The organism is Priestia sp. SIMBA_032 (assembly GCF_046535215.1).
Classification (GTDB): Bacteria; Bacillota; Bacilli; order Bacillales; family Bacillaceae_H; genus Priestia; species Priestia aryabhattai.
The window spans coordinates 43,618-65,129 of sequence record NZ_JAWRXD010000007.1; the positions used below are offsets into that span (position 1 = coordinate 43,618).

At 38.7% G+C, this 21,512-nt stretch carries 22 protein-coding genes and 1 riboswitch; of the genes, 15 read left to right on the plus strand and 7 right to left on the minus strand.

Annotated elements, in window-relative coordinates; translation table 11 throughout:
- Positions 1–15: 15 nt before the first annotated feature.
- Positions 16–1,236 (plus strand): multidrug effflux MFS transporter, encoded by a 1,221-nt coding sequence (locus SB717_RS21120; RefSeq protein ID WP_410904609.1) that lies wholly within the window; start codon positions 16–18, stop codon positions 1,234–1,236.
- A gap of 40 nt (positions 1,237–1,276) precedes the next feature.
- On the opposite strand, the gene SB717_RS21125 is transcribed toward SB717_RS21120, so the two are convergent.
- The gene (locus SB717_RS21125; RefSeq protein WP_410904611.1) at positions 1,277–2,071 is read right to left on the minus strand and encodes a hypothetical protein; all 795 of its coding nucleotides are present in this window, start codon (positions 2,069–2,071) and stop codon (positions 1,277–1,279) included.
- A gap of 214 nt (positions 2,072–2,285) precedes the next feature.
- Between SB717_RS21125 and SB717_RS21130 the strand changes: the two genes are divergently transcribed.
- From SB717_RS21130 to SB717_RS21160, 7 genes are all read left to right on the plus strand, one after another.
- Positions 2,286–2,807 carry a M15 family metallopeptidase gene (locus tag SB717_RS21130; RefSeq protein WP_410904613.1) on the plus strand — a complete coding sequence of 174 codons (522 nt, stop codon included), beginning with the start codon at positions 2,286–2,288 and terminating at the stop codon, positions 2,805–2,807.
- 477 nt (positions 2,808–3,284) lie between these two features.
- A complete protein-coding gene (locus SB717_RS21135; RefSeq protein ID WP_028410185.1) occupies positions 3,285–4,013 on the plus strand; it encodes an amino acid ABC transporter ATP-binding protein in 729 nt (242 codons plus the stop codon).
- A gap of 21 nt (positions 4,014–4,034) precedes the next feature.
- The gene (locus SB717_RS21140) at positions 4,035–4,850 is read left to right on the plus strand and encodes a transporter substrate-binding domain-containing protein (protein ID WP_033580702.1); all 816 of its coding nucleotides are present in this window, start codon (positions 4,035–4,037) and stop codon (positions 4,848–4,850) included.
- Between the two features lie 74 nt (positions 4,851–4,924).
- Positions 4,925–5,563: an amino acid ABC transporter permease gene (locus tag SB717_RS21145; RefSeq protein WP_410904614.1), complete on the plus strand. Its 639-nt coding sequence runs from the start codon at positions 4,925–4,927 to the stop codon at positions 5,561–5,563.
- A 14-nt stretch (positions 5,564–5,577) separates the two neighbouring features.
- Positions 5,578–6,228, plus strand: a complete 651-nt coding sequence (locus SB717_RS21150; RefSeq protein ID WP_410904615.1) for an amino acid ABC transporter permease — start codon at positions 5,578–5,580, stop codon at positions 6,226–6,228.
- 223 nt (positions 6,229–6,451) lie between these two features.
- The gene (locus SB717_RS21155) at positions 6,452–7,807 is read left to right on the plus strand and encodes an amino acid permease (RefSeq protein ID WP_410904616.1); all 1,356 of its coding nucleotides are present in this window, start codon (positions 6,452–6,454) and stop codon (positions 7,805–7,807) included.
- A 128-nt stretch (positions 7,808–7,935) separates the two neighbouring features.
- On the plus strand, positions 7,936–9,213 hold the full coding sequence (locus SB717_RS21160) for a DUF445 domain-containing protein (RefSeq protein WP_410904617.1): 1,278 nt from the start codon (positions 7,936–7,938) through the stop codon (positions 9,211–9,213).
- A gap of 34 nt (positions 9,214–9,247) precedes the next feature.
- On the opposite strand, the gene SB717_RS21165 is transcribed toward SB717_RS21160, so the two are convergent.
- The 4 genes from SB717_RS21165 to SB717_RS21180 all read right to left on the minus strand — a co-directional run bounded on the left by SB717_RS21165 (position 9,248) and on the right by SB717_RS21180 (position 12,610).
- Positions 9,248–9,787: a PepSY domain-containing protein gene (locus SB717_RS21165; protein WP_410904618.1), complete on the minus strand. Its 540-nt coding sequence runs from the start codon at positions 9,785–9,787 to the stop codon at positions 9,248–9,250.
- Positions 9,788–9,919: 132 nt separating this feature from the next.
- Positions 9,920–10,495, minus strand: coding sequence for a PepSY domain-containing protein (locus SB717_RS21170; RefSeq protein WP_410904619.1), 576 nt, complete (start codon positions 10,493–10,495; stop codon positions 9,920–9,922).
- Positions 10,496–10,549: 54 nt separating this feature from the next.
- Positions 10,550–11,914: a HAMP domain-containing sensor histidine kinase gene (locus SB717_RS21175; protein WP_410904620.1), complete on the minus strand. Its 1,365-nt coding sequence runs from the start codon at positions 11,912–11,914 to the stop codon at positions 10,550–10,552.
- Positions 11,915–11,917: 3 nt separating this feature from the next.
- Positions 11,918–12,610, minus strand: coding sequence for a response regulator transcription factor (locus SB717_RS21180; protein WP_410904621.1), 693 nt, complete (start codon positions 12,608–12,610; stop codon positions 11,918–11,920).
- 190 nt (positions 12,611–12,800) lie between these two features.
- Here SB717_RS21180 and SB717_RS21185 point away from each other — a divergent pair, with 190 nt between their 5' ends.
- The 4 genes from SB717_RS21185 (at position 12,801) to SB717_RS21200 (ending at position 16,578) form a co-directional block, all read left to right on the plus strand.
- Positions 12,801–13,394, plus strand: coding sequence for an undecaprenyl-diphosphatase (locus tag SB717_RS21185; RefSeq protein WP_074682597.1), 594 nt, complete (start codon positions 12,801–12,803; stop codon positions 13,392–13,394).
- A gap of 152 nt (positions 13,395–13,546) precedes the next feature.
- Entirely contained in the window at positions 13,547–13,966 is a 420-nt protein-coding gene (locus tag SB717_RS21190; protein WP_410904622.1) for an organic hydroperoxide resistance protein, read from the plus strand.
- A 105-nt stretch (positions 13,967–14,071) separates the two neighbouring features.
- Positions 14,072–14,254: riboswitch (cobalamin riboswitch) on the plus strand.
- 133 nt (positions 14,255–14,387) lie between these two features.
- Complete coding sequence (locus tag SB717_RS21195; protein WP_098622146.1) at positions 14,388–15,185, plus strand: HoxN/HupN/NixA family nickel/cobalt transporter; 798 nt, start codon at positions 14,388–14,390, stop codon at positions 15,183–15,185.
- A 262-nt stretch (positions 15,186–15,447) separates the two neighbouring features.
- Positions 15,448–16,578 carry a M20 family metallopeptidase gene (locus SB717_RS21200; RefSeq protein WP_074682705.1) on the plus strand — a complete coding sequence of 377 codons (1,131 nt, stop codon included), beginning with the start codon at positions 15,448–15,450 and terminating at the stop codon, positions 16,576–16,578.
- Positions 16,579–16,646: 68 nt separating this feature from the next.
- On the opposite strand, the gene SB717_RS21205 is transcribed toward SB717_RS21200, so the two are convergent.
- On the minus strand, positions 16,647–17,069 hold the full coding sequence (locus SB717_RS21205) for a DoxX family protein (protein WP_045292014.1): 423 nt from the start codon (positions 17,067–17,069) through the stop codon (positions 16,647–16,649).
- A 306-nt stretch (positions 17,070–17,375) separates the two neighbouring features.
- Between SB717_RS21205 and SB717_RS21210 the strand changes: the two genes are divergently transcribed.
- On the plus strand, positions 17,376–17,900 hold the full coding sequence (locus SB717_RS21210; protein ID WP_410904623.1) for a type 1 glutamine amidotransferase domain-containing protein: 525 nt from the start codon (positions 17,376–17,378) through the stop codon (positions 17,898–17,900).
- Positions 17,901–18,535: 635 nt separating this feature from the next.
- Positions 18,536–19,024 (plus strand): DinB family protein, encoded by a 489-nt coding sequence (locus tag SB717_RS21215; RefSeq protein WP_410904624.1) that lies wholly within the window; start codon positions 18,536–18,538, stop codon positions 19,022–19,024.
- A gap of 25 nt (positions 19,025–19,049) precedes the next feature.
- On the opposite strand, the gene SB717_RS21220 is transcribed toward SB717_RS21215, so the two are convergent.
- A complete protein-coding gene (locus SB717_RS21220; protein WP_035335829.1) occupies positions 19,050–19,802 on the minus strand; it encodes a lipase family protein in 753 nt (250 codons plus the stop codon).
- A gap of 254 nt (positions 19,803–20,056) precedes the next feature.
- On the opposite strand from SB717_RS21220, the gene SB717_RS21225 reads away from it, so the two are divergent.
- Positions 20,057–21,511, plus strand: coding sequence for an alanine/glycine:cation symporter family protein (locus SB717_RS21225; protein WP_025752843.1), 1,455 nt, complete (start codon positions 20,057–20,059; stop codon positions 21,509–21,511).
- Position 21,512 lies beyond the last annotated feature (1 nt).

The window sequence follows — 21,512 nt, forward strand, 5'->3', positions numbered from 1 at the left end:
GAGAGACAACAATAGATGAATCAGCAAAGTATTTCCCAAGGAATGTCTTTAAGCCGAGGAAATCGCATTTTATTTATTTTAATTTTGGGTTCACTAAGCGCATTTGGACCGTTATCAATCGATATGTATTTGCCAGCGCTGCCGACGCTTGCTAAAGAACTGCATACGTCAGCTTCTTTAGCCCAGGTCAGTCTGACAGCTTGCTTATTGGGCTTGGCATTTGGGCAAGTGGTTATGGGGCCATTCAGTGATATCCGTGGAAGGAAAAAGCCGCTTGTAGCAGCATTAATCACCTATGCGGTTGCTTCTATTTTATGCGTGTTTGCGCCTTCTATTTGGATTTTTATCGTTTTACGATTTATTCAAGGCATGGCAGGAGCAGCAGGAATGGTTATTTCAAGAGCGAGCGTGCGAGACTTGTTTTCAGGTTCAGATTTAACAAAGTTTTTCTCCATGCTCATGCTCGTAAATGGTTTAGCTCCTATTTTGGCTCCGGTTGCCGGTGGACAGCTGCTGACGGTTATGTCGTGGCGCGGAGTTTTTGGAGTATTAGCTGTGATTGGTGCACTAATGTTTTTGGCCGTTTTATTTGGCTTAAAAGAAACGCTGCCGGTCGAACGTCGTAAAGAAGGTGGATTAACGGAAGTACTTCGTACATTTGGCGTATTGCTAAAAGACGGTATCTTCGTGGGATATGCGCTGGCGCAAGGTTTTATTATGAGCGCTATGTTTGCTTATATTTCAGGTTCTACATTTGTCCTTCAAGACATTTATGGTCTGTCTCCGCAGATGTTCAGCTTTGTTTTTGCTATTAACGGTTTTGGCCTCATTATAGCTACTCAAGTGACAGGACGTTTAGCGGGTAAAGTAAAAGAAGCTACTCTTCTTATGTATGGATTGCTTCAAGCAGCCGTTGGAAGCGTGCTTTTAGTGTCTGTAATTGCTACTCACGCGTCCGTTATTTTGGTCTGCATCTTGCTGTTCTTTGTTGTATCAAGCGTAGGAATTGTGAACACAACCGTTTTTTCACTTGCTATGCAAAATCAGGCTTCTAATGCGGGAAGTGCTTCAGCGCTTCTGGGATTGCTGCCGTTCCTGCTCGGAGCAGCCGTAGCCCCTCTTGTTGGACTCGGAGGAGGGCAAAATGCTCTGCCGATGGGCATTGTGATTATGGTCTGTGATTTATTAGCATTAGGTGTGTACATGACGTTAGTGAGAAGGAAAACTGCATCATAAAAAAGCTACTTGGCTTTCAACAGCCAAGTAGCTTTTTTAGTTATTGAGCTTTGTGCTCGTGATTTTCAAACGGCATTGTGACACCGAGTTTTTGAATTTCTTTTTTTGCATTTTCTAAAATAGTTTCGGCTTTCACTTTTGTTTCAGCATCTAAACCATTTAGAAACTCTTTCTTTTTAGCAGGAAGGTTTACGCCAAGTTTTTTTAATTTGGCTTCAGCTTGTTCCTTAGTCAGGGTGCCGTCGCGGAGCTGATCCATAATAGCTTTGGCTTTTTTCTTAGTAGCCGCATCTAAATTGTTAAAAGATCCGCCTTTATGTTCAGGAAAGTCTACGCCGAGTTCTTTTAATTTGACTTCAGCTTGTTCCTTAGTCAGGGTGCCGTCGCGAAGCTGGTCCATAATGGCTTTGGCTTTTTTCTTAGTAACCGCATCTAAATTGTTAAAAGGACCGCCTTTATGTTCAGGGAAATTCACGCCGAGTTCTTTTAATTTGGCTTCAGCTTGTTCCTTAGTCAGGGTGCCGTCGCGAAGCTGATCCATAATAGCTTTGGCTTTTTCCTTTGTACCAGCATCTAAATTGCTGAAGGGGCCTTCTTTGTGCTGAGGTAAGCTTACGCCGAGTTTCTGTAATTTTTCCTGTGCTTTTTTCATAATATCATCAACTTTTTGTTGTGTTGCATCATTCGTAGTTGTTGTATTGCCATTTGTTCGCTCTACAACCGTTGAAGAGCTTGTTTCATCTTTGCTTGCTGCAAATGCCGTGGAGTTTGCAGCGGCCATAACTCCTAGTGTTAAACCGCTTGCCATGATATAACCGAATAGTTTCTTTTTCATGCTGTTGTCACTCCTTAAAAGTTATAGAAATGTGGTCCAGAGCTGCCCACAATTGTTAATGTAACCACCAATAGTGAAAAAATGGTGAAAATAGATAAAAAACGAAAAAATATAGACGTTTGTTGAACACTACAGCTCTTTTATTGGATAACAAAATGAAATTCGATATGATTTTATCTAAGTAACAGCAAAAAAGAATGGAGACTTTATATAGATGAATGTTCTTAAAAAATTGGCAATAGCTTTGATAGTTGCGATAGCTGTAAGCCTGATGTTTTTGTTTCGCGATGAGTTAAAGCCAGGTCCAACGCTAGAAGATTTTTTAGGAGCAACTGAGTTGCATCCTGTCGTAGAAGAAAAGAAAAATAAACTTGTTCAACAAGCAAACGACCAAGGAATCTCGATTGTCATTACGGAAGGTTTCCGTTCAAAAGAAGAACAAGATAAGCTTTATGCAAAAGGCAGGACGGAAGAAGGCAACATTGTTACCTATTCAAAGGGCGGCCAGTCTTATCATAACTATGGACTAGCTATTGATTTTGCTATTCAGTTAAAAGACGGAAGAGTTATTTGGAACATGAAATATGACGGTAATAACAATAATCGGTCTGATTGGATGGAAGTTGTAGATATCGCAAAAAGTTTAGGGTTTGAATGGGGAGGAGACTGGCAAGGTTTTAAAGACTATCCGCATTTTCAAATGAGCCCGGAAAATATAAAAGACCACACACGCTAACAAAGCGTGTGTTTTTTTAGAGAGGTAATATAATTTCACTATATTTATGTCAGAACCTCTAACACGAATAGAAGCTTGTATTTACTTTTTTTATTAATTTACTGCTAAGAGAATTATATATATTAATATAATAAAATTATAGACAAATAATTAGAAAGAGGGGTGATTAGGGAGAACTGCCCCATAAAAATGAAAGACAATTCGTATAAAGATATGCGTTAACTAATATAATCTATTGATTAAGCTTATACAAGTACCTTCAGCCTAGCGAACGTATGCTTACATATCAGCAAATGCCAACAAAACCTTTTATTTTTCTAGCATATTTTATTTGAAGATAGTTCATTTTGATTACAAAAAAGAGATAATTTGTCAACTGTTGACTTTGCTTTAAGGGTAAGAATATAATTTTTAACATATTTTAAATATTTTAAAAATTTAAATATTTGTTGTTGTTCGCAGATTAGGAGGAGGAAAATGATTGTTTTTGACGGAGTGAACAAATATTACGGTGATTTTCACGTATTAAAAGATATCAATTTAACGATTAAAAAAGGTGAAGTTGTCGTCGTAATTGGACCTTCGGGTTCGGGTAAAAGCACGATGCTGCGATGTATAAATTATTTAGAAACAATATCTAACGGACAATTGACGGTAAATAATATATTGGTTGCAGATAAAAAAACAAATATTAATAAACTGCGCCGCAATATAGGCATGGTGTTTCAGCATTTTTATTTATATCCGCACAAAACGGTTTTAGAAAATATTACTTTAGCACCTATGAAAGTACTGGGACAGTCGTCAGAAGAAGCTAAGAAAACAGCTCTATACTATTTAGATAAAGTAGGAATCGGTGAAAAAGCCAACGCCTACCCATCCCAGCTTTCAGGCGGTCAGCAGCAGCGTGTAGCGATTGCTAGGGGACTTGCGATGAAACCAGAGATTATGCTTTTTGATGAGCCTACCTCTGCTCTTGATCCAGAAATGATTGGAGAAGTGCTGGATGTCATGAAAACATTGGCTAAAGAAGGAATGACGATGGTAGTTGTAACTCATGAAATGGGGTTTGCGAAAGAAGTAGCAGACCGGATTGTATTTATGGATCAAGGAAAAATCTTAGAAGAGGCAACTCCGGCTGAGTTTTATGAAAACCCGCAAGAAGAAAGGGCACGTTTATTTCTTAGCCGTATTTTAAATCATTAATTGTTTAATAGGGGGAGTAATATGAAGAAATCAAAAACGTTTTTAAAGGCAGCTGTGCTTTCATTAGCAGCGGCTATGATGTTAGCGGCTTGTGGAGGGAAAAGTGAAGAAACGAGTGGATCATCAGCTAAAAAAGATGCGCTCACTGAAATCAAAGACAGAGGAAAAATTGTCATTGGAGTTAAAAATGATACGCGTTTGTTTGGCTTAAAGAATCCAAAGACGGGTGAAGTAGAAGGTTTTGATGTTGATATTTCTAAGCAGCTGGCTAAAGAGATTTTAGGAGATGAAAACAAGGTAGAATTTAAAGAAGTTACGTCCAAAACAAGGGTTCCTCTTCTTCAAAAAGGAGATATTGACGCTGTTGTTGCGACAATGACTATTACAGACGAGCGTAAAAAAGAAGTAGATTTTACGGATGTGTATTTTCAAGCTGGCCAGTCTCTTCTTGTGAAAAAAGGCAGTAAAATTAAAAGCGTTGATGATTTGAAGAAAGGTACTAAAGTGTTGGCTGTTAAAGGATCAACTTCAGCTATTAATATTCGCGAAAAAGCACCAGAGACAACGGTGTTAGAGTTTGAAAACTATGCAGAAGCATTTACCGCTTTAAAATCTAAGCAAGGAGATGCTTTAACAACCGATGATGCTATTCTTTATGGAATGGCTGATGAAGATCCTTCTTATGAGTTAGTAGGAAAGCCGTTCACAGAAGAGCCTTATGGCATTGCTGTGAAAAAAGGAAACAAAGAGCTTGTAGATGCATTAAACGATGCGCTTAAAAAGATGAAAGACTCTGGAAAATATGATGAAATTCACGACAAGTGGATCAAACAATAAGCGTACAGTTTTCTTTTCTCAGGATGAGCAGCATTATGCTCATCCTGCTTGTTTAGTTGAAAGGAGGAAGAAAATTGTTGGATTTTTCAATTCTGACGAACAATATGGATCTTTATTTAGAAGGTTTTAAGTACACCATTATCACCAGTCTGATTGCTTTAGTGGCCAGTTTTGTACTTGGTACGATTATTGCGGTAATGCGAATAGCTCCTCTCAAAATAGTAAATGTAATTGGCACTGTCTACGTAGAGTTTATTCGAAATATCCCACTCGTGGTTATCGTCTTTTTTATTTTTATTGTGGCAGGAATCAGTGGTACAGCAGCCGGAGTGCTGGGACTAACTATTTATACGGCAGCTTTTATAGCTGAAGCGATACGAGCCGGAATTATGGCTGTTCCAAAAGGGCAGCTTGAAGCGGCTCGTTCATCTGGCCTTACGTACGGTCAGGCGATGCGGTTCATTATATTACCTCAAGCGATTAAAATCGTCATTCCTCCTCTTGGGAATCAATTTATTAATTTAGTGAAAAACTCATCCGTGTTAGGGATTGTTGCTGGTTTTGATTTAATGTATCAGGCAGATCTCGTTTCCTCTCGAACTTACGTAGTGTTTGATGTGTATATTTTTGTGGCTCTGTTCTATTTGGTTTTGACCATTCCGTTGAGTTTAGGAGTTGGTTATCTTGAGAAACGTCTTGGTAAAACAAGCTGAAAGGAGTGAAAGTGATGGATTTTATGGGTGCTTATTCTCCTGATCACCTTTCCTTCTTAATGGAAGGATTTTGGGTCACTTTAAAAGTAGCATTCATTTCGATTGTATTAAGTTTTTTTATTGGAAGTATAGTAGGTATTTTAAGGTATGCTCGCATTCCAGTTCTGTCTCATGTACTTGCTTTTATCGTAGAAATTATCCGGAATTTGCCGCTGCTTTTAATCATCTTTTTTACATACTTTGCTTTACCTGAAATCGGAATTGATATGGAAATTACGTCAGCAGCGATTGTGGCCCTCACTGTATTTGAATCTGCTATGATTTCAGAAATTATCCGAAGCGGATTGAAATCAGTTGAAAAAGGACAAATTGAAGCGGCACGTTCATCAGGTTTAAACTATTACCAAACGCTTCGTTTTATTGTATTGCCACAAGCTTTGCGACGAATGGTACCTCCTTTAGTTAGTCAATTTATTTCATTATTAAAAGATACGTCGCTTGCAGTAGTCATTGCACTTCCTGATTTGCTGCACAACGCTCAAATCATTTACGGACAGAAACAAAGTTATGTGGTGCCGATGTTTTTGGTCATCGCGATGATGTATTTTATTGTAAACTATGCTTTATCAATCATTGCACGAAGACTAGAAGTCAAAAGGGTGTAGATACTCTTTTGACTTTATTTTTGGAAAATAAATAACATTGACAATGTATTGATTCAACGCATAAAATGACTAAAGTAACAGTGGTAAAATCAGATTATTTTCATTCATCATAGAGAAGAAAAACAGTGTTGGTTCACCCCCTACTGAATATCCGGTAGGGGTTTTTGCGCAAGAAGTGATTTGGTTAAACTAACACGTAAAATGAACAGAAGGGACGGGCATCATGGAAAAACAAGATCAAAATTTAAAAAAAGGTCTGTTGCCTCGCCATGTGCAGCTCATTGCGCTTGCCGGTATGATTGGGACAGGCATTTTTAAAGGCAGTGCTGATACGCTAGGTATTGCAGGACCAAGTGTTGTACTGGCGTATTTATTTGGCGGTCTTATCTTATTTATTGTAATGACAGCATTGGCGGAGATGGCAATTGTCTATCCGAATATGAACGTACAAAATTTAGTGCATAAGGCATTCGGTACGCAAACCTCTTTTATTGTAGGGTGGCTGTACTGGGTGAACTGGATTGTCGTGACAGTTGTTGAACTGCTTGCGGGAGGAAGCTTTTTGAAGTTTTGGTTCCCTTCTGCACCTCTTTGGCTCTTAAGCTTTCTCTGTGCAGTGCTGATTGTAGGGATGAATTTATTTCAAGTGAAGTATTACGGAGAAATTGAGTTTTGGTTTGCCGGTATTAAAGTAATTGCTCTTACTGCTTTTATCATTTTGGGAGCTTTGATTTTATTCGGTGTAATTCCAAGTGATGTGCAAAACCCTTGGGCAAATTATACGGCTCATGGAGGCTTTTTCCCTCACGGCATGAGCGGTGTGCTGAGTGCCTTTTTAATTGTGATGTTCTCTTACGGCGGAGCTGAATTGATTGGTGTGGCCGTAACGGAAACAAAAGATGTGAAAAACGTCTTACCGAAAGTGATTAAAGGCACAGTATGGCGAGTGATTGGTTTTTATATTTTGCCTATTTTAATTATTTGCGGCCTTATGCCCTGGAATTCTGTGTCCGGACAGGACAGTCCATTTGTCCAAGTGTTTAGTATCACCGGACTGCCGGGTGCGGCTCATATTATGAACTTCGTTTTATTGACGGCCGTTTTATCAGCAGCGAATTCAGGAATGTATGCAACTTCTCGTACGCTCTATGCTATGGCTCAAAGCGGAGAAGCATCAAAGCGTTTCTTGAAAGTTTCGAAAAACGGTATTCCGATTAATGGTTTGATGATTACGGCTGTTTGTATTTTAATGGGTGTGTTTTTAGCGTATAAGACGCCGGATAATGTAATTAGTTATTTAATGACTATTCCGGGTTTCACGATTATTCTTATTTGGGTAAGCATTTGTTTAGCTCAATTAAAGCTGCGTAAAGGGTATAAAGAAAAACCGTTTTTTGCCTTGAAATGGTTTCCTTATACAACGCTTTTTGCAACAGCAGCACTGCTTGTTATTTTTGTATCGTTTATGTTTAATAAAAACAATGTGATTGGATCAAGCGTATGTGCAGTTATTCTCGTCGTACTCCTCATTTTTTCATTTATTAGTAAAAGTCGAAAAGAAAAAAAGTTTGAAGTATAGCAAAAAGGCAATATACTAGAAAGACGAGGGGAAAAGCTTGTCTTTCTTTTTTTTGCGGAAGTTTCTGTATTACGTTACATATTTCTAGATGAAATGTTTAGTTAAATAAATAAAGGATGAGGACTATAATGGAATCAAATAATGTATTTACAACAAACCCAAAGAAGAAATCAAAGCACTTAGCCACGATTTCTTTAGCGATTATGGGAGTGGGCTTCGTTGCCACAATGCCTTTTGGTGATTCGATTTGGGGACGTTTGCTTCAAGGTGGGTTCGAAGCTGGATTAGTCGGAGGACTAGCGGATTGGTTTGCTGTTACGGCTCTTTTTCGTCACCCTTTAGGCATTCCTATTCCACACACTGCGCTGCTTCCTAAAAACAGACAGCGTATTACAAGAGGGTTAGTCTCAACGCTTGAAAATGACTGGCTGTCAAAAGAAAGTATTCAAGAAAAAGTAAAAAGAATTGCGTTTACAAAGCGTTTGCTTCCAATTGTTCGAAAAGGTGTTCATTCGGAAGCGATTCAAACAAAAGGAACAGCACTGCTTGTTGATGCCATTAATCGTGTGGATACAGAGAAAGTCGTTCCTATTATTGAAAAAGAGCTTAAATCATCGCTTTCAGCAATAGAGTTAAAGCCTATTGTGCATTCGATTGTTGGAGAAGTGGTAAAAAATCAGTATGATGAAAAAGCGCTTGATGTTCTTTTAAATAAAGGAGAGAGCTGGATTAAAAAAGAAGAAACGCAGTATCAGCTCGGAAGTATTGCTAAAAATGCGCTTGATAATATTGAGCTTGATGGTATTTTACAATTTGCTCTCAAATCATTTCAAAGTATGATTAATGAAGAGAAGCTAGGGGCTATTCTGCAAAATCTCCTGCTTTCTATTACGGGTCGTCTTCGTAATGAAGATGATGAATACCGCCTTGCTTTGGTAAATGGAATTAGAAAAGAGCTGCAAGGCTTGGAGCAGAATGAAGAACTTCTTGAAAAATTAGAAGCATGGAAACAAAAAACGATTAATGAATTAAATGTAACGAATAAATTAACAGAAATCGTTGATAAAATGAAAGCAAAAGTGACGGCATTTATTGAAAGCCCTGAATTTATGAAAAGGTACGCCGTTCCCTACGTGGAGAGCTGGCTGAATGCTCTTGAAGCGGATGCACAGCGTCAAGAAGCAATTGATACGGCCATTCAAAAGCAAATCATGAGCTTTGTAGAAGATAATCATTCGAAAATTGGACAGCTTGTTCAAGAAAACTTAGACAAGTTAGATGATGAAACGCTTGTTGATATGATGGAAAACAATGTCGGAAAGGATTTGCAGTGGATTCGAGTGAACGGCGCTCTATGTGGATTCTTGATTGGTATTGTGTTAACGGTTATTAAATTAGCGGTATAAAAAAGCACGCTCCTTTTGGAACGTGCTTTTTCTATTAATCATCTATTTCTACACTGATTACGTCACCGTTTTTGGCATCTACTGAAACAGTTGCCTCACGTTTATCGGCTGTGTCAATTTCAATTTCATATACTAAACGGTCGTTTTCTTGGTCTAAATCCGTTTCATTGACGGTTCCTTTAGCACTCTTTAAAGCTGTTTTGATTGCTTGATCTAATGAAATAGCAGGGGAAGCGTTTTGGAGATTCTCTTCTCTCTCATCTTCATCGTCTTTTTGCTCTTCATCAAATTCAATGATTTTACCGCTGCTGCTGTCAATATCTACATCGTATTCTTTATTACCTTTTGTGATGTCTACTTCATATTGTTTAACGCCGTCATCTACGGCTAATTGGATATTTGTAATGTCACCGCCTTCTGTTTTTTGAAGAGCAATGTCTTTTGCCTTTGCTTCTTCAATCGTTGTGGTTTGCTTCTTGTCATTGCTTTTGGGCTGATCTGTCATGGCATATGCACTTGCACCTAATCCACCGACTAATACTGCACTGGCTAAAACGGTTGTAATAACTTTCATATGTTACGGCCTCCTTGGTTTGTTGTTAAGACTATCTTAGCCAATGAACTTTAAAGGAAAAGAAGAAGAAGTTTAAAATTTTCTTAGAAATAAATAAAGGTGTATAAAAAAGCACAGCTTTCCGCTGTACTTTTAATCGTCGTCATTTTCATAGGTTATGGAATCTACATGCCCAGAGTAAGCATTTATCATCACTTTAGCTTCTCTTGTTTTGGACTGATCAATTTCGACTTCGTAGAAGGTCTGGCCTTCTTCCTCTTCTATTTCAACTGAGGAAAACGTTCCTTTTACTTTTTGTAAAGCAATATCTCTTGCTTGTTCCATTGAAATGAGAGGCTCGTCGGATGTAGGAGAAACTGGTGGCTGCTCGCTCTTTTTTTGCTCTTCTTCTGTATCATTTTTAGTTTGAGTAGACGTTGGTTTCTCTACTTTTTGTTTGATTAATGACTGGACTTCTCCATTTTCTCCATTTACTGTGATGTGGTATGGAATATCATCTTTAAGCAAAGTGATTCGATAAATCGGTTCATCATCTTTTTGAGAAAAGTTTGCATTTTCAATCGTGCCGCCGTATTTTTGCTGAATCATACTGCTGACGTCAGATTCGGATAAAATAGTATCAGATCGATTCATTGCTTTTGCGATTCCGTAAAAGCAAGCTGAACCAACGGCAAGAAAGATAAGTATAAAAAGCACCGTTTTCTTCATACATTCACCTCCAGTATCTTAAAAAGTAGTATAGCAGGCAATTCTTAAAAATCTCTAAGAAACGGTGAGATTTTTAAGAGGAAAGCAAACCGTTACGGATGTCCCTTTTCCTTCATCGCTGCTAATCTCAATACTTCCGCTATGGGCTTCTACAATCTTTCGAGCAATGGATAATCCGAGTCCTGAACCACCGGTTTCTCGATTTCTTGCTTTATCTACGCGAAAAAAGCGTTCGTACACGTTTGATAAGTCTTCTTTTGGAATACCAATTCCTTGATCTGTGACCTTAATCATAAAGCTTTCGTTTCTTGCTATAGTTACTTCTACCGCTTTTTCACTATATTTAATGGCATTATCTAACAGGATGTATAGCAGCTGCTTTAACCGTTTTTCATCGGCTGTTACAATTGGATGATCAGTTTTTACGCTTAAATAAATGGTTCGTTCAAAGGCTTGTTCTAGATGCTTGATTGTTTGTGTACATATAGCGGCCGCATCTACGTGTTCCATGTGAAGCTCCCACTGAGATTCATCTTTCGCGAGTACCAACATTTGAGACGTAAGCTGTTTCATCCGCAAAGACTCCGAGTGAATGGCTTCGATGGCTTCTTCTAAAATGTCTGGCCGCTTCATTCCCCAGCGTTTTAGCATATTGGCATAGCTTTCTACCACGGTAAGGGGTGTTTTTAATTCATGAGAAGCATCCGATACAAACTGCTCTTGCTTTTTATAGTTTTCCTCTAATAAATCCATCATATTATTGAAGGTATTGGCCATTTGATCTAACTCATCTTTAGAAGGAGAAGAGAGGTCAATTTTTTTGAATGTGCGAGACACTTGAATTTCTTCCATAGTATGAATAAGAGATTTGATAGGCCGCAAAATAATTTTACTTAAAAGCCGTCCAGCAAATATAGTTGGAATTAATATAACAAGAGAGGCAATGAGCAAGATAAATTTTAATGTCTGCAGAGATTGTTCCACATCTGCCAGTTTTTCCGTGACTTCCAAAGAAACGACTTCACCGTTCGTCCAAATGACGGGAGTATGTGAAATTGCGTATAGATGACCGTCGTCTTCTTTGATAGTTGTTTGTTCATTTGAATAATAGGAATAAGGTAAGTCCTGAAGCTCTTTCGTTTGATCCGTAACGGATACAACTAAAGGACTGCCGGATTTAGGTAAAATACGAATCATTCCGTTAGGAGGCAAATAGGCACGAAGCAAATTGGCTTGTTTAACCGTCGCACTCGTTTGCTTTAGCCCATTTGTTACGTTGCTTGTTTCTGCTTGCAAACGTTCAATTGCATTGTCTTCCATGGTTTTCTTGAAAATAAAGTAAACCGAACTGTTTGCAATCACTAGCAGAATAAAAAGCAGCGCAGTTGATGTAAGGATAATCTTTGTTTGCAGTTTCATGAGCTACTCCTTAAGCATATAGCCAACGCCGCGCACTGTTTGAATGTAGGGTATTGAAAATGGAGCATCAATTTTTTTGCGCAAATACCGAATGTATACGTATACAATATTCGTGTCTCCGTAGTAATCGAATCCCCATACGTTTGTAAGAAGCTGTTCAAAGCTCAGCACTTGATTTTTGTTTTGAAGCATATAGACAAGCAAATCATATTCTTTAGGAGTCAGCTCAATAGCTTCATTTTCACGTGTAACTTCTCGCGTTTTTTCGTTAACGACTAAATTGGCTAGTTGGAGAGTGGCCGTTTCTTGTTCAGCAGACGATGCTGATGCAGGATGGCGAAGCCATACGCGAATGCGTGCAAAAAGCTCTTCAATTTGAAAAGGCTTTGTAATGTAGTCGTTCGCTCCTAAATCTAGTCCGCTTACCTTATCAGGAAGGGCGTCTCGAGCTGTTAATAAAATAACGGGCGTTTGATCATCATTTGCTCGAATGCGACGAAGTACTTCGAGTCCGCTCAGTTCAGGAAGCATCACATCTAAAAGCAGCAAATCCCAATCGTGTTCTTGAAACTCTGCCAATCCTTCTGATCCCGTGTAAGCCATGCCCGTTTCGTACCCTTCGTGTTCAAGCTCGAGCTGAATCAAACGAGCAATTTTGCGCTCATCTTCTACAATTAAAATTCTGCCTTTACTCAAAAAAATTCCCCCTTGTGTCTATGTATAGTTGCGTACATTATAGCACGGAGAGATTGGGGGTGTATAAATGATAAGGAAATCAATGGTTATTTACTAAATATATCAATAATAGCCCGAGAAATAATGTTCATTTTCGCAAGAAACTGATAAGATAGCTAATGACATTTAAAAATAAGAAAGGATTTCGATTATGTTATCAGCTATTAATTCAGTAGACTATACCATTTTCCATGCGGTGAATCAGTATGCCTCGCATGTGAAGTTTGTAGATTCGCTAATGGTATTCTTTGCAGATTACGCCCAGTATGTACTTATCGTTTTACTCGGCTTGTTTTTACTCATTAATAAAAACGGCAGCCGTGTTGTAGCATTTCAAGCTTTATGTGCTTGTGCCACAGGAGTCATTATCAATAAAGTGATTAGTTTATTTGCTTATCGAGATCGTCCGTTTATCTCTCACCACGTGAATCAGCTCATTGATCACGCCGCGAATTCTTCATTTCCAAGCGATCATGCTACATCTGCATTAGTTATCACTTTTACCATTTGGCTGCATTTCAAACGTTCAGGACGCATGTGGGTTTTCATGGGTGCACTTATTGCATTTTCACGCGTATGGGTTGGCGTTCACTATCCATTCGATGTGTTAACAGGAGCTATTTTAGGATGCGTGCTGGCGCTGTTTATTCATTATGTTATTTTTAATACGAAAATCATGAGAGCTATTACCAATTTGTCTATTTTTCGAAAATCAGCTTATGACAGGCAGTCTCAATATTATTAAGAAAAAGTCGCACATATGCGGCTTTTTTTATTGGGAAATTTTTAATGTATTTAATACTTGTTTTTTAAAATTAAATTGTGTACAATTAAATTACAGAAACGATAAATTAAAAACTTTTAATACAATTACTAAAAAAGAGGAGAGATTTATACATGAAAGCTTTATATGAAACAACAGTTGTTAACACAGGTGGAAGAACAGGAGAAGTTCACTCTTTAGATAACATCTTTAACTTAGACGTGGCAACACCGCCAGCGCTTGGTGGAGAAGCAACAACAGCAACAAACCCAGAGCAGCTATTTGCAGCTGGATACAGTGCTTGTTTCAACAGCGCGTTAGAATTTATGTTGAAAAAACATAACGTAGAAATCAAAAGCAGTGAAGTGAAAGCTACTGTTCAGCTGCTTCCTGATAAAGCTGATCAAGGAGTAAAAATTGGAGTAGCGCTTGAAGCTCATATCGAAGGCTTAGATTTAGAAACAGCTAAAAAATATATAGACCTAGCCCATTCATACTGCCCGTATTCAAAAGCAATCAGCGGCAACGTAGACGTAACGGTAGAAGTAGTTTAATTGCTTTAAAAAGCCCTGCTAAGCATGTAAAGCTTAGCAGGGCTTTTTTATTTGAATTTTCTCTATTCATTTGTAAGCGGTACTAGTATAATGAGGAAGAAAATGAATCATTCGCACAGTTTAGGTGCTCTTACATAGCGTAAGAGGTAACAGGGAATCGAGTGCAAATCTCGAGCGGTCCAGCCACTGTAAGCAGGGAGTTTTCTATCTTATCGTCACTCAAAATGGGGAAGGCGGTAGAAAATGATGATCTCAAGCCAGGAGACCTACCTATTCTGTACACTTGACTCTTCTAGGAAAGAGGCGGTGTATCAAGGTACGCAGTGAGCAATTGCTGTTTATTTTCATATGCCGACACATCCTCAATTTCTATAGAATTGAGGCTTTTTTACGTTTTATTTTAAAAAAAGGAGTGTAGGAAATGGAAGGTTTATCAGTTTTTTTACTTGTCTTTTTATTAGGAATCAGGCACGGATTGGATGCAGATCACTTAGCTTTTATTGATGGCCAGACCCGATATAATTGGCGAATGGGGAGCCGTTTTGCCCCGTGGGTCGGCACGCTGTTTTCACTAGGTCACGGAGGAATGGTGGCCGTCACGGCCGGGGTGCTGGGCGTGGTGATGAAGAATTTTACGTTTCCATCATATTTCGATCATTTTGCATCTTGGGTATCTATTCTCTCTCTCTTTCTGATTGGAACATTAAACACATATCATTTGCTTCGAACTAAAAATAAAGAGGAAGAGTTTCAGCTGAGCGGGTTAAAAGGGAAGTTTATTCCGAAAATAGCAAAAGGAACAACGAATCCTTTTTTAATTATTCTTGTAGGAGCGTTGTTCGCTTTAGCAGCCGAAACAGTCAGTCAAACGGCCGTGTGGTCTCTAGCTGTAGGAAACGCAGGCAAGTATACGCCGCTTTTATTAGGACTAGTATTTATGTTTGGTATGATGCTGACAGATACAATCGATTCACTGATTGTACATAAAATGGTGAATGAATCGAGTAAGTTTGGGCAATCTGCTTCCCGCTTGATGGGCTGGGTTATTGTTGTTCTCGCGTATGGTGTGTCATTCTATTTAGCATTCACTTTCTTTAACCCATGGGCCGAAGTAAACTTTGAAATGGTTGGTGTTATTCTATTTATTTTTTTAGTGTCTATGTTTGTTTTTGTGAGTGTGAAGTCGAAAGGGAAGAATATTAAAATAAATGTCAATTAGTCAAACGAAAGCTTTAATCTGTTGAAGATTGAAGCTTTTTTGTATGAATTTGTTGAAGTTTATGGCTATTTTCGGTCGGTTATGAATAAGTTAAAGTATTATCTGTATTTAAAGGATGGAAAATTGTCTGAAAACCATTATAATTAAGGATAATTTAAGATCGTTATGTGAAACGTAGAACATAGTTATACGTACAATAAATAAAAGCATTTGATGCAAGCAGCAGGGGTTTTCTAGAGGAGGAATTGATTTGAGTCAGGTAATGGTAGAACAAAGTGTATTTAGTTATTTAAAAGAACACGAACAAGAGATGCTCGAAGATCTAGTGGGATTTGTGAAAAAAGAATCACCGTCCTATAGTAAAGATTTAGTAGATCAGTGTGGAATGTATTTAACAGAGCTATTTCAAAAGCGTTTAGGGGTAGGGTATGAAATTATAGAAGAAAAAGAAGTCGGAAACCACTTAAAATTTACGATTGGAGAAGGAGAGAAGCAGCTTTTAATCATCGGTCACTTTGACACGGTATGGGAAAAGGGAAGGCTGAGTCTAAGAACAGAGGGAAACAAGCTGTATGGTCCGGGAATTTTAGATATGAAAGGCGGCATTGTGCAATCTATATGGGCGATCAAAGCGATTCAAGAGCTTGGCTTAGCGCTCGATAAAAAAATTGTGTTTTTCTGCAATTCGGATGAAGAGATTGGGTCAATTTCTTCTAAAAAATATATAGAAGAAGAAGCACAAAGAAGCGAAGCGGTGCTAGTAGCGGAACCGGCGGTGGCGGGTTCAGGTGCGTTAAAAACGTCGCGCAAAGGAGCGGGGATCTTCACCGTAAAAGTATGGGGACGAGCAGCACATGCGGGTAATCATCACAAAGAAGGAATCAATGCGATTGAAGAACTGGCGCGCCAAGTGATTTTTCTGCAGAGCTTAACTGATTATGAAAAAGGTACAACGGTGAACGTTGGGACGTTTACCGGAGGCAGCGGTACAAATGTAGTGCCGGAATATGCAGAAGCGCACGTGGATTTACGTGTTTCTACAGAAGAAGAAGCGGAGCGCATGACGGGTATTATTTTGAATTTAACACCCATTTTAAAAGGGGTTAAGCTAGAAGTAACGGGAGGCATGAACCGTCCTCCAATGGTGAAGTCTAAACAAACGGAAGAGCTATTTGAATGCGCTCAGTCAATCGCAGCCAAACTGGGAATGAAATTAGAAGAAGCAGCTGTTGGCGGGGGAAGCGACGGCAATTTTACAGCGGCCATCGGCGTTCCTACATTAGATGGATTAGGAGCATGCGGAAAAGGAATACATGCGGAGTATGAACATATTCAAATTGATACGTTGTCCGAGCGTTCTTCTTTATTTGCGAATTTGCTGCTGCAAATATAAAAAAAGCCCGCCTCAAAAGGCGGGGACTAATCTGAAAGCTTATATTGGGAGAGTATAAGCTTTCTTTTTTATTTACTGCTTTCTTCTTGAAGAGAAAAGGCAGTTTCTTTCTTTTTGAATACCACTCCATCAAGAGCAAGGAACTGGCTTCCTGCAAGAAATAAGTGAGCAGACATGGCAATTAAAGCGATATCAAACTCAAATCCGCCTACAAATCCGCTTTTAAGCTTGGCTGTGAAAATAGCGCCAAGCATAACGGCCACAAATAAAGCAGCTACAACTCTTGTTGCTAGACCAAGAATAATAAGAACCCCACCTACAAGTTCAATCGTTGCAACAATGTAGGCCATAAAACCAGGGATTCCTAAGCTATCGAAGAATCCTACTGTATTTTCAATCCCGCCTTGCCATTTTTGAAAGCCGTGTACTAAAAATGTAAAACCTAATACTAAACGAATAATAAGTGAACCAATTTCGACGTTTTTATTCACTTTACGTCCTCCTTTAAATGTATTTGAAAAACACTACATTATGTAGTGTGAAAGCCCGAAAAAAGAAATGTAGCAAGTAAATCAGAAACTTTTTCTTATTTGGATAATTTTACAACATTATGAACATCACACTACACATTGTAGTGTGATGTTTGTCCCCAGTCAAGTAAAAATATGAAATTAGATCATTTGGCATACAAAAGATTCCTGAAGAGCACTTGAAAAATCCTTTAATTATGTACAAATTAATCACTCTATTTTCATTCTTATTCTTCAGCGTGCTATACTGATGGCGGAGGTGTTACGATGCGCTTAGAAAACAAAAGAGTTATTGCGCTTGTTAGTGCAGACTTTGAAGATCTAGAACTATGGTATCCAGTGATGCGTCTTCGAGAAGAAGGAGCAGAAGTACATTTAGTTGGAGAAAAAGCAAACGAAACGTACATGGGGAAATACGGTGTTCCAGCCGTATCGGACTACGCGTTTAAAGATGTTGATCCAGCTGAATATGACGCTATTTTAGTACCTGGAGGCTGGGCGCCGGATAAGCTGCGCCGCTACCCTGAAGTAATTGAAATGGTTCGTCATATGGACGAGCAGCAAAAGCCAATCGGCCAAATCTGCCATGCAGGATGGGTATTAATTTCTGCAAAAATCTTAGATGGTCGAAACGTAACAAGTACGCCAGGAATCAAAGATGATATGGAAAACGCGGGAGCTATTTGGCATGATGAAGCAGTCGTAACCGACGGCCACATCATTTCAAGCCGCCGTCCGCCAGACCTTCCTCCTTATGCGAAAGCATTTGCTGATGTACTAGCAGAACAATAAGAAAAAAGCCGAAACCACATTGGTTTTGGCTTTTTTTATAAGATCCGCTAAAAAAAGAAATGATAAAGTAAATAAAAAAGTATCATTAAAAAAGCGAGCAGATGCATCTGCTCGCTTTTGTTCGTGTTTCTTATCAGTAACTTGCTTTTTGCAAGTGTAAAAACAAAATGATTACTTTCTTTATAAAATCCATGATTACGGTTTTTGTATGTTACGTTGTTGTTAGGGCACAATTAGCATTGATTGTGCTTGCATGGATTTCATCCATTGCCGCGGTTTGTTTTTCCACATGATCGATTAACCTAAACGACGCAAGCCCTACCTCTCTTGCATCCTTACGGCTCCGAAGCCGATCCAGTGTGAATAAGTTTTGTTCAAAGACATGTGTCGAATGCCAGTATTTTTACCTTGCATTGTACGATACATCCTTTCAAGTTACTTTCACTATGTCCAGCTCTTAAAGAAAAGCCAGAAATATAAATATAACACCTCAGTTGATCTATGTCAAATAGAAAATGTGATTTTTTCACGTGAAACAATTGCAGCTAAAACATGCTTAAGTAAAGGGATATCTTTTTTATATGGAAGAGTTTTTTGATACGATGAGTTAGAGGAATCCTAGAGGAGGATGAAAAATGAACAAAAACGAACAGTTTCGAAATGATGTATTGAGCAGTGTAGAATCATTAACATATGAGCAATTAAATCAGCAGCCAGCATCTAATACATGGAGTGTTATGCAAGTATTGGAACATTTATATTTAATGGAGCGCATGATTGTTTCACGTGTAAAGGATCAGTTAGAAAACGGTGTAGATCAGCCGACTGAAGATAAGCCGTTTCATTTAGCGGTAGACCGTTCGCGAAAAGTAGATGCACCAGCTCAAGTTACGCCTTCAAATGGAAAGCAGACATTAGAAGAAATGAAGAGTAAGCTGGCGGAATCAAGAGCGGTTTTAGTAGAGTTAGAAAAAACAGCAAGTGAAGACAAGCTAAAGCAAAAATCGTTTCCACATCCTGTGTTTGGGTTAATGGATTTAAAGCAGTGGATTGATTTTATTGGCTATCATGAAAAGCGTCATCAAGAACAAATAGAAGAAATTAAAACAGCAATTGGTGCATAAAAAAACAGGCATTCCGCCTGTTTTTTTATTTTTGGACCAAAATAGGATAGTCCGACATCATCCAAATACCAACACTGTATGTTTGGGGATTATGATTCCCCACGGTAGAGCCTGTTTGAATCGTAAATGAGAGTTGCAGAGGGTCTTGATCGTAATAAATCGTTTGCTTGGTGGAAGGGGAATAAAGTCGTTTCGGAGGGATTTTAGGAACCGTATCGGTCGTATTAACAAAACAGCGGCTATTTGAAACAAGATTTGTGTATGTTTGAACGAATTGAGGATCACCTACTCGGGGAGCTCCGTAGTTGTACATTGTAACTTCCGGAAAGGATGCGTTTGTGGCAACATCTAAGGCATGAAGAGCAGCGAGTGCGCCACCTAGGCTATGCCCTGTTATATAAAGTGGCTTGGGGGTAAGGGACTGATACGTTTCAAAAATTTCATCACGGCATGATTCGTAAACGGCTAAAAAACCTTCGTGGACGAGACCGGCTTGTTGATTGTAGGGGTAAGGGCGCTGCTTAATGCGAGCATCAGCAATCCAATCTGCCTCAGATTGAGTTCCGCGAAAGGCAATGACGATGGAGTCATCAGATTCTAAAATAAAACCAAACCATTCTTGCACCCCTACGGCAGAAGCTTTAAACGATTTAATAAGCCGGTAGCCTTCAGGTACATCAAATGTGCCTCCCTGTGCATATTGCTTATAAGCTAAAACACACGCATAAAGAAGGTCTAGAGCTAAAGAACGATAAAATAAAGGCTCTATTCTCATCATTGTTTTCACACCTTCTAATAGAAAATAACTTCTATAGCCTATGTGTTCGTGAGAAGAAAGGTGCAAATATCTCTTTTTTGAAAACTATAATTATAGAATGTAAACGGTTTATCTTTGGATGTTTTTGAAGATTTTATAACCTTTTTTGTGTATTTTAACTAAAAATAAAGTTTTAATTTAGAGTTTTATTGTTAAAATTTATAATTTAACTTATAATTTAAAATAGTCTGAATGAAAAAAAAGGGGGTTATCGTTTGGAGCAATTTGTAACGAGTTTGAATAATGTGTTATGGAGCACACCTGTTATTTATGGGTGTCTTGCGATTGGCTTGTTTTTCTCAATTTTAACGAGGTTTTTACAGGTGAGACACTTAAAAGACATGATCATGCTGATGTTTCAAGGTAAAAGTTCAGAAGCAGGAGTTTCTTCCTTTCAAGCTTTGTCTTTAGCACTGTCAGGACGAGTTGGAACAGGAAATATTGCTGGAGTTGCGACAGCTATCGCTTTTGGAGGTCCAGGGGCTGTATTTTGGATGTGGGCAGTTGCTTTTATTGGTGCTTCTAGTGCATTCATCGAATCAACACTTGCTCAAATTTATAAAGTTAAGCAAGATGGCCAATATCGAGGTGGTCCAGCGTACTACATTGAAAAAGGAACAGGTATGAAATGGTATGGCATTTTATTTGCTATTGCAGCACTTGTTGCGATGAGTATCTTAATGCCGGGCGTTCAGTCCAATTCCATCGCGCTTGGCATAGACAATGCATTTGGTGTTAGTCCAACGGTTACAGCTGTAGGATTAGTTATTATTCTTGCTTTTATTATTTTTGGAGGCGTTAAGCGTATTGCAGGAGTAGCCCAATTCGTTGTACCTTTTATGGCACTTGGGTATATTATTTTAGCTCTTATTATTATTGCCATGAACATTTCCGAGCTGCCGGGAGTTATCGCTCTTATTTTTAAAAGTGCTTTTGCATTAGATTCTGCGTTTGGAGGAATTGTTGGGTTGGCTGTTTCTTGGGGAGTTAAGCGCGGCATTTATTCAAACGAAGCAGGACAAGGAACAGGCCCTCATGCAGCAGCTGCAGCAGAAGTTTCACATCCGGCGAAACAAGGCCTTGTACAAGCTTTTTCAGTTTATATTGATACATTATTCGTTTGTTCAGCAACAGCATTTATGATTTTATTCACAGGCATGTACAACACGGAAGGACCGGGAGGTTCATTTATTATTTCAAATTTACCGGGTGTAGAAGCAGGGCCTGGATTTACACAAGCTGCTATTGAAACAGTGTTGCCGGGATTTGGAGCTGGCTTCGTGGCAGTTGCTCTATTCTTCTTCGCGTTTACAACAATCATGGCTTATTATTACATTGCTGAAACAAATATTGCTTACCTAACTCGCGGAAAGAATGGAAAGTGGGCTATGTTTGCATTAAAGCTTGTCCTGCTGGGAGCTACGTTCTACGGGTCAGTTAAACAAGCATCATTAGCTTGGGCGTTAGGCGATGCTGGACTTGGTATTATGGTATGGCTAAATTTAATTGCTATCCTAATTTTAGCAAAGCCTGCATTAGTCGCATTAAAAGACTATGAAGCCCAAAAGAAACAGGGAATAGATCCTGTATTTGATCCTGTTAAACTAGGAATTAAAAATGCAGATTACTGGGAGAAAGAATATAAGAAAGATGAGTCACAGGTTTCATAAA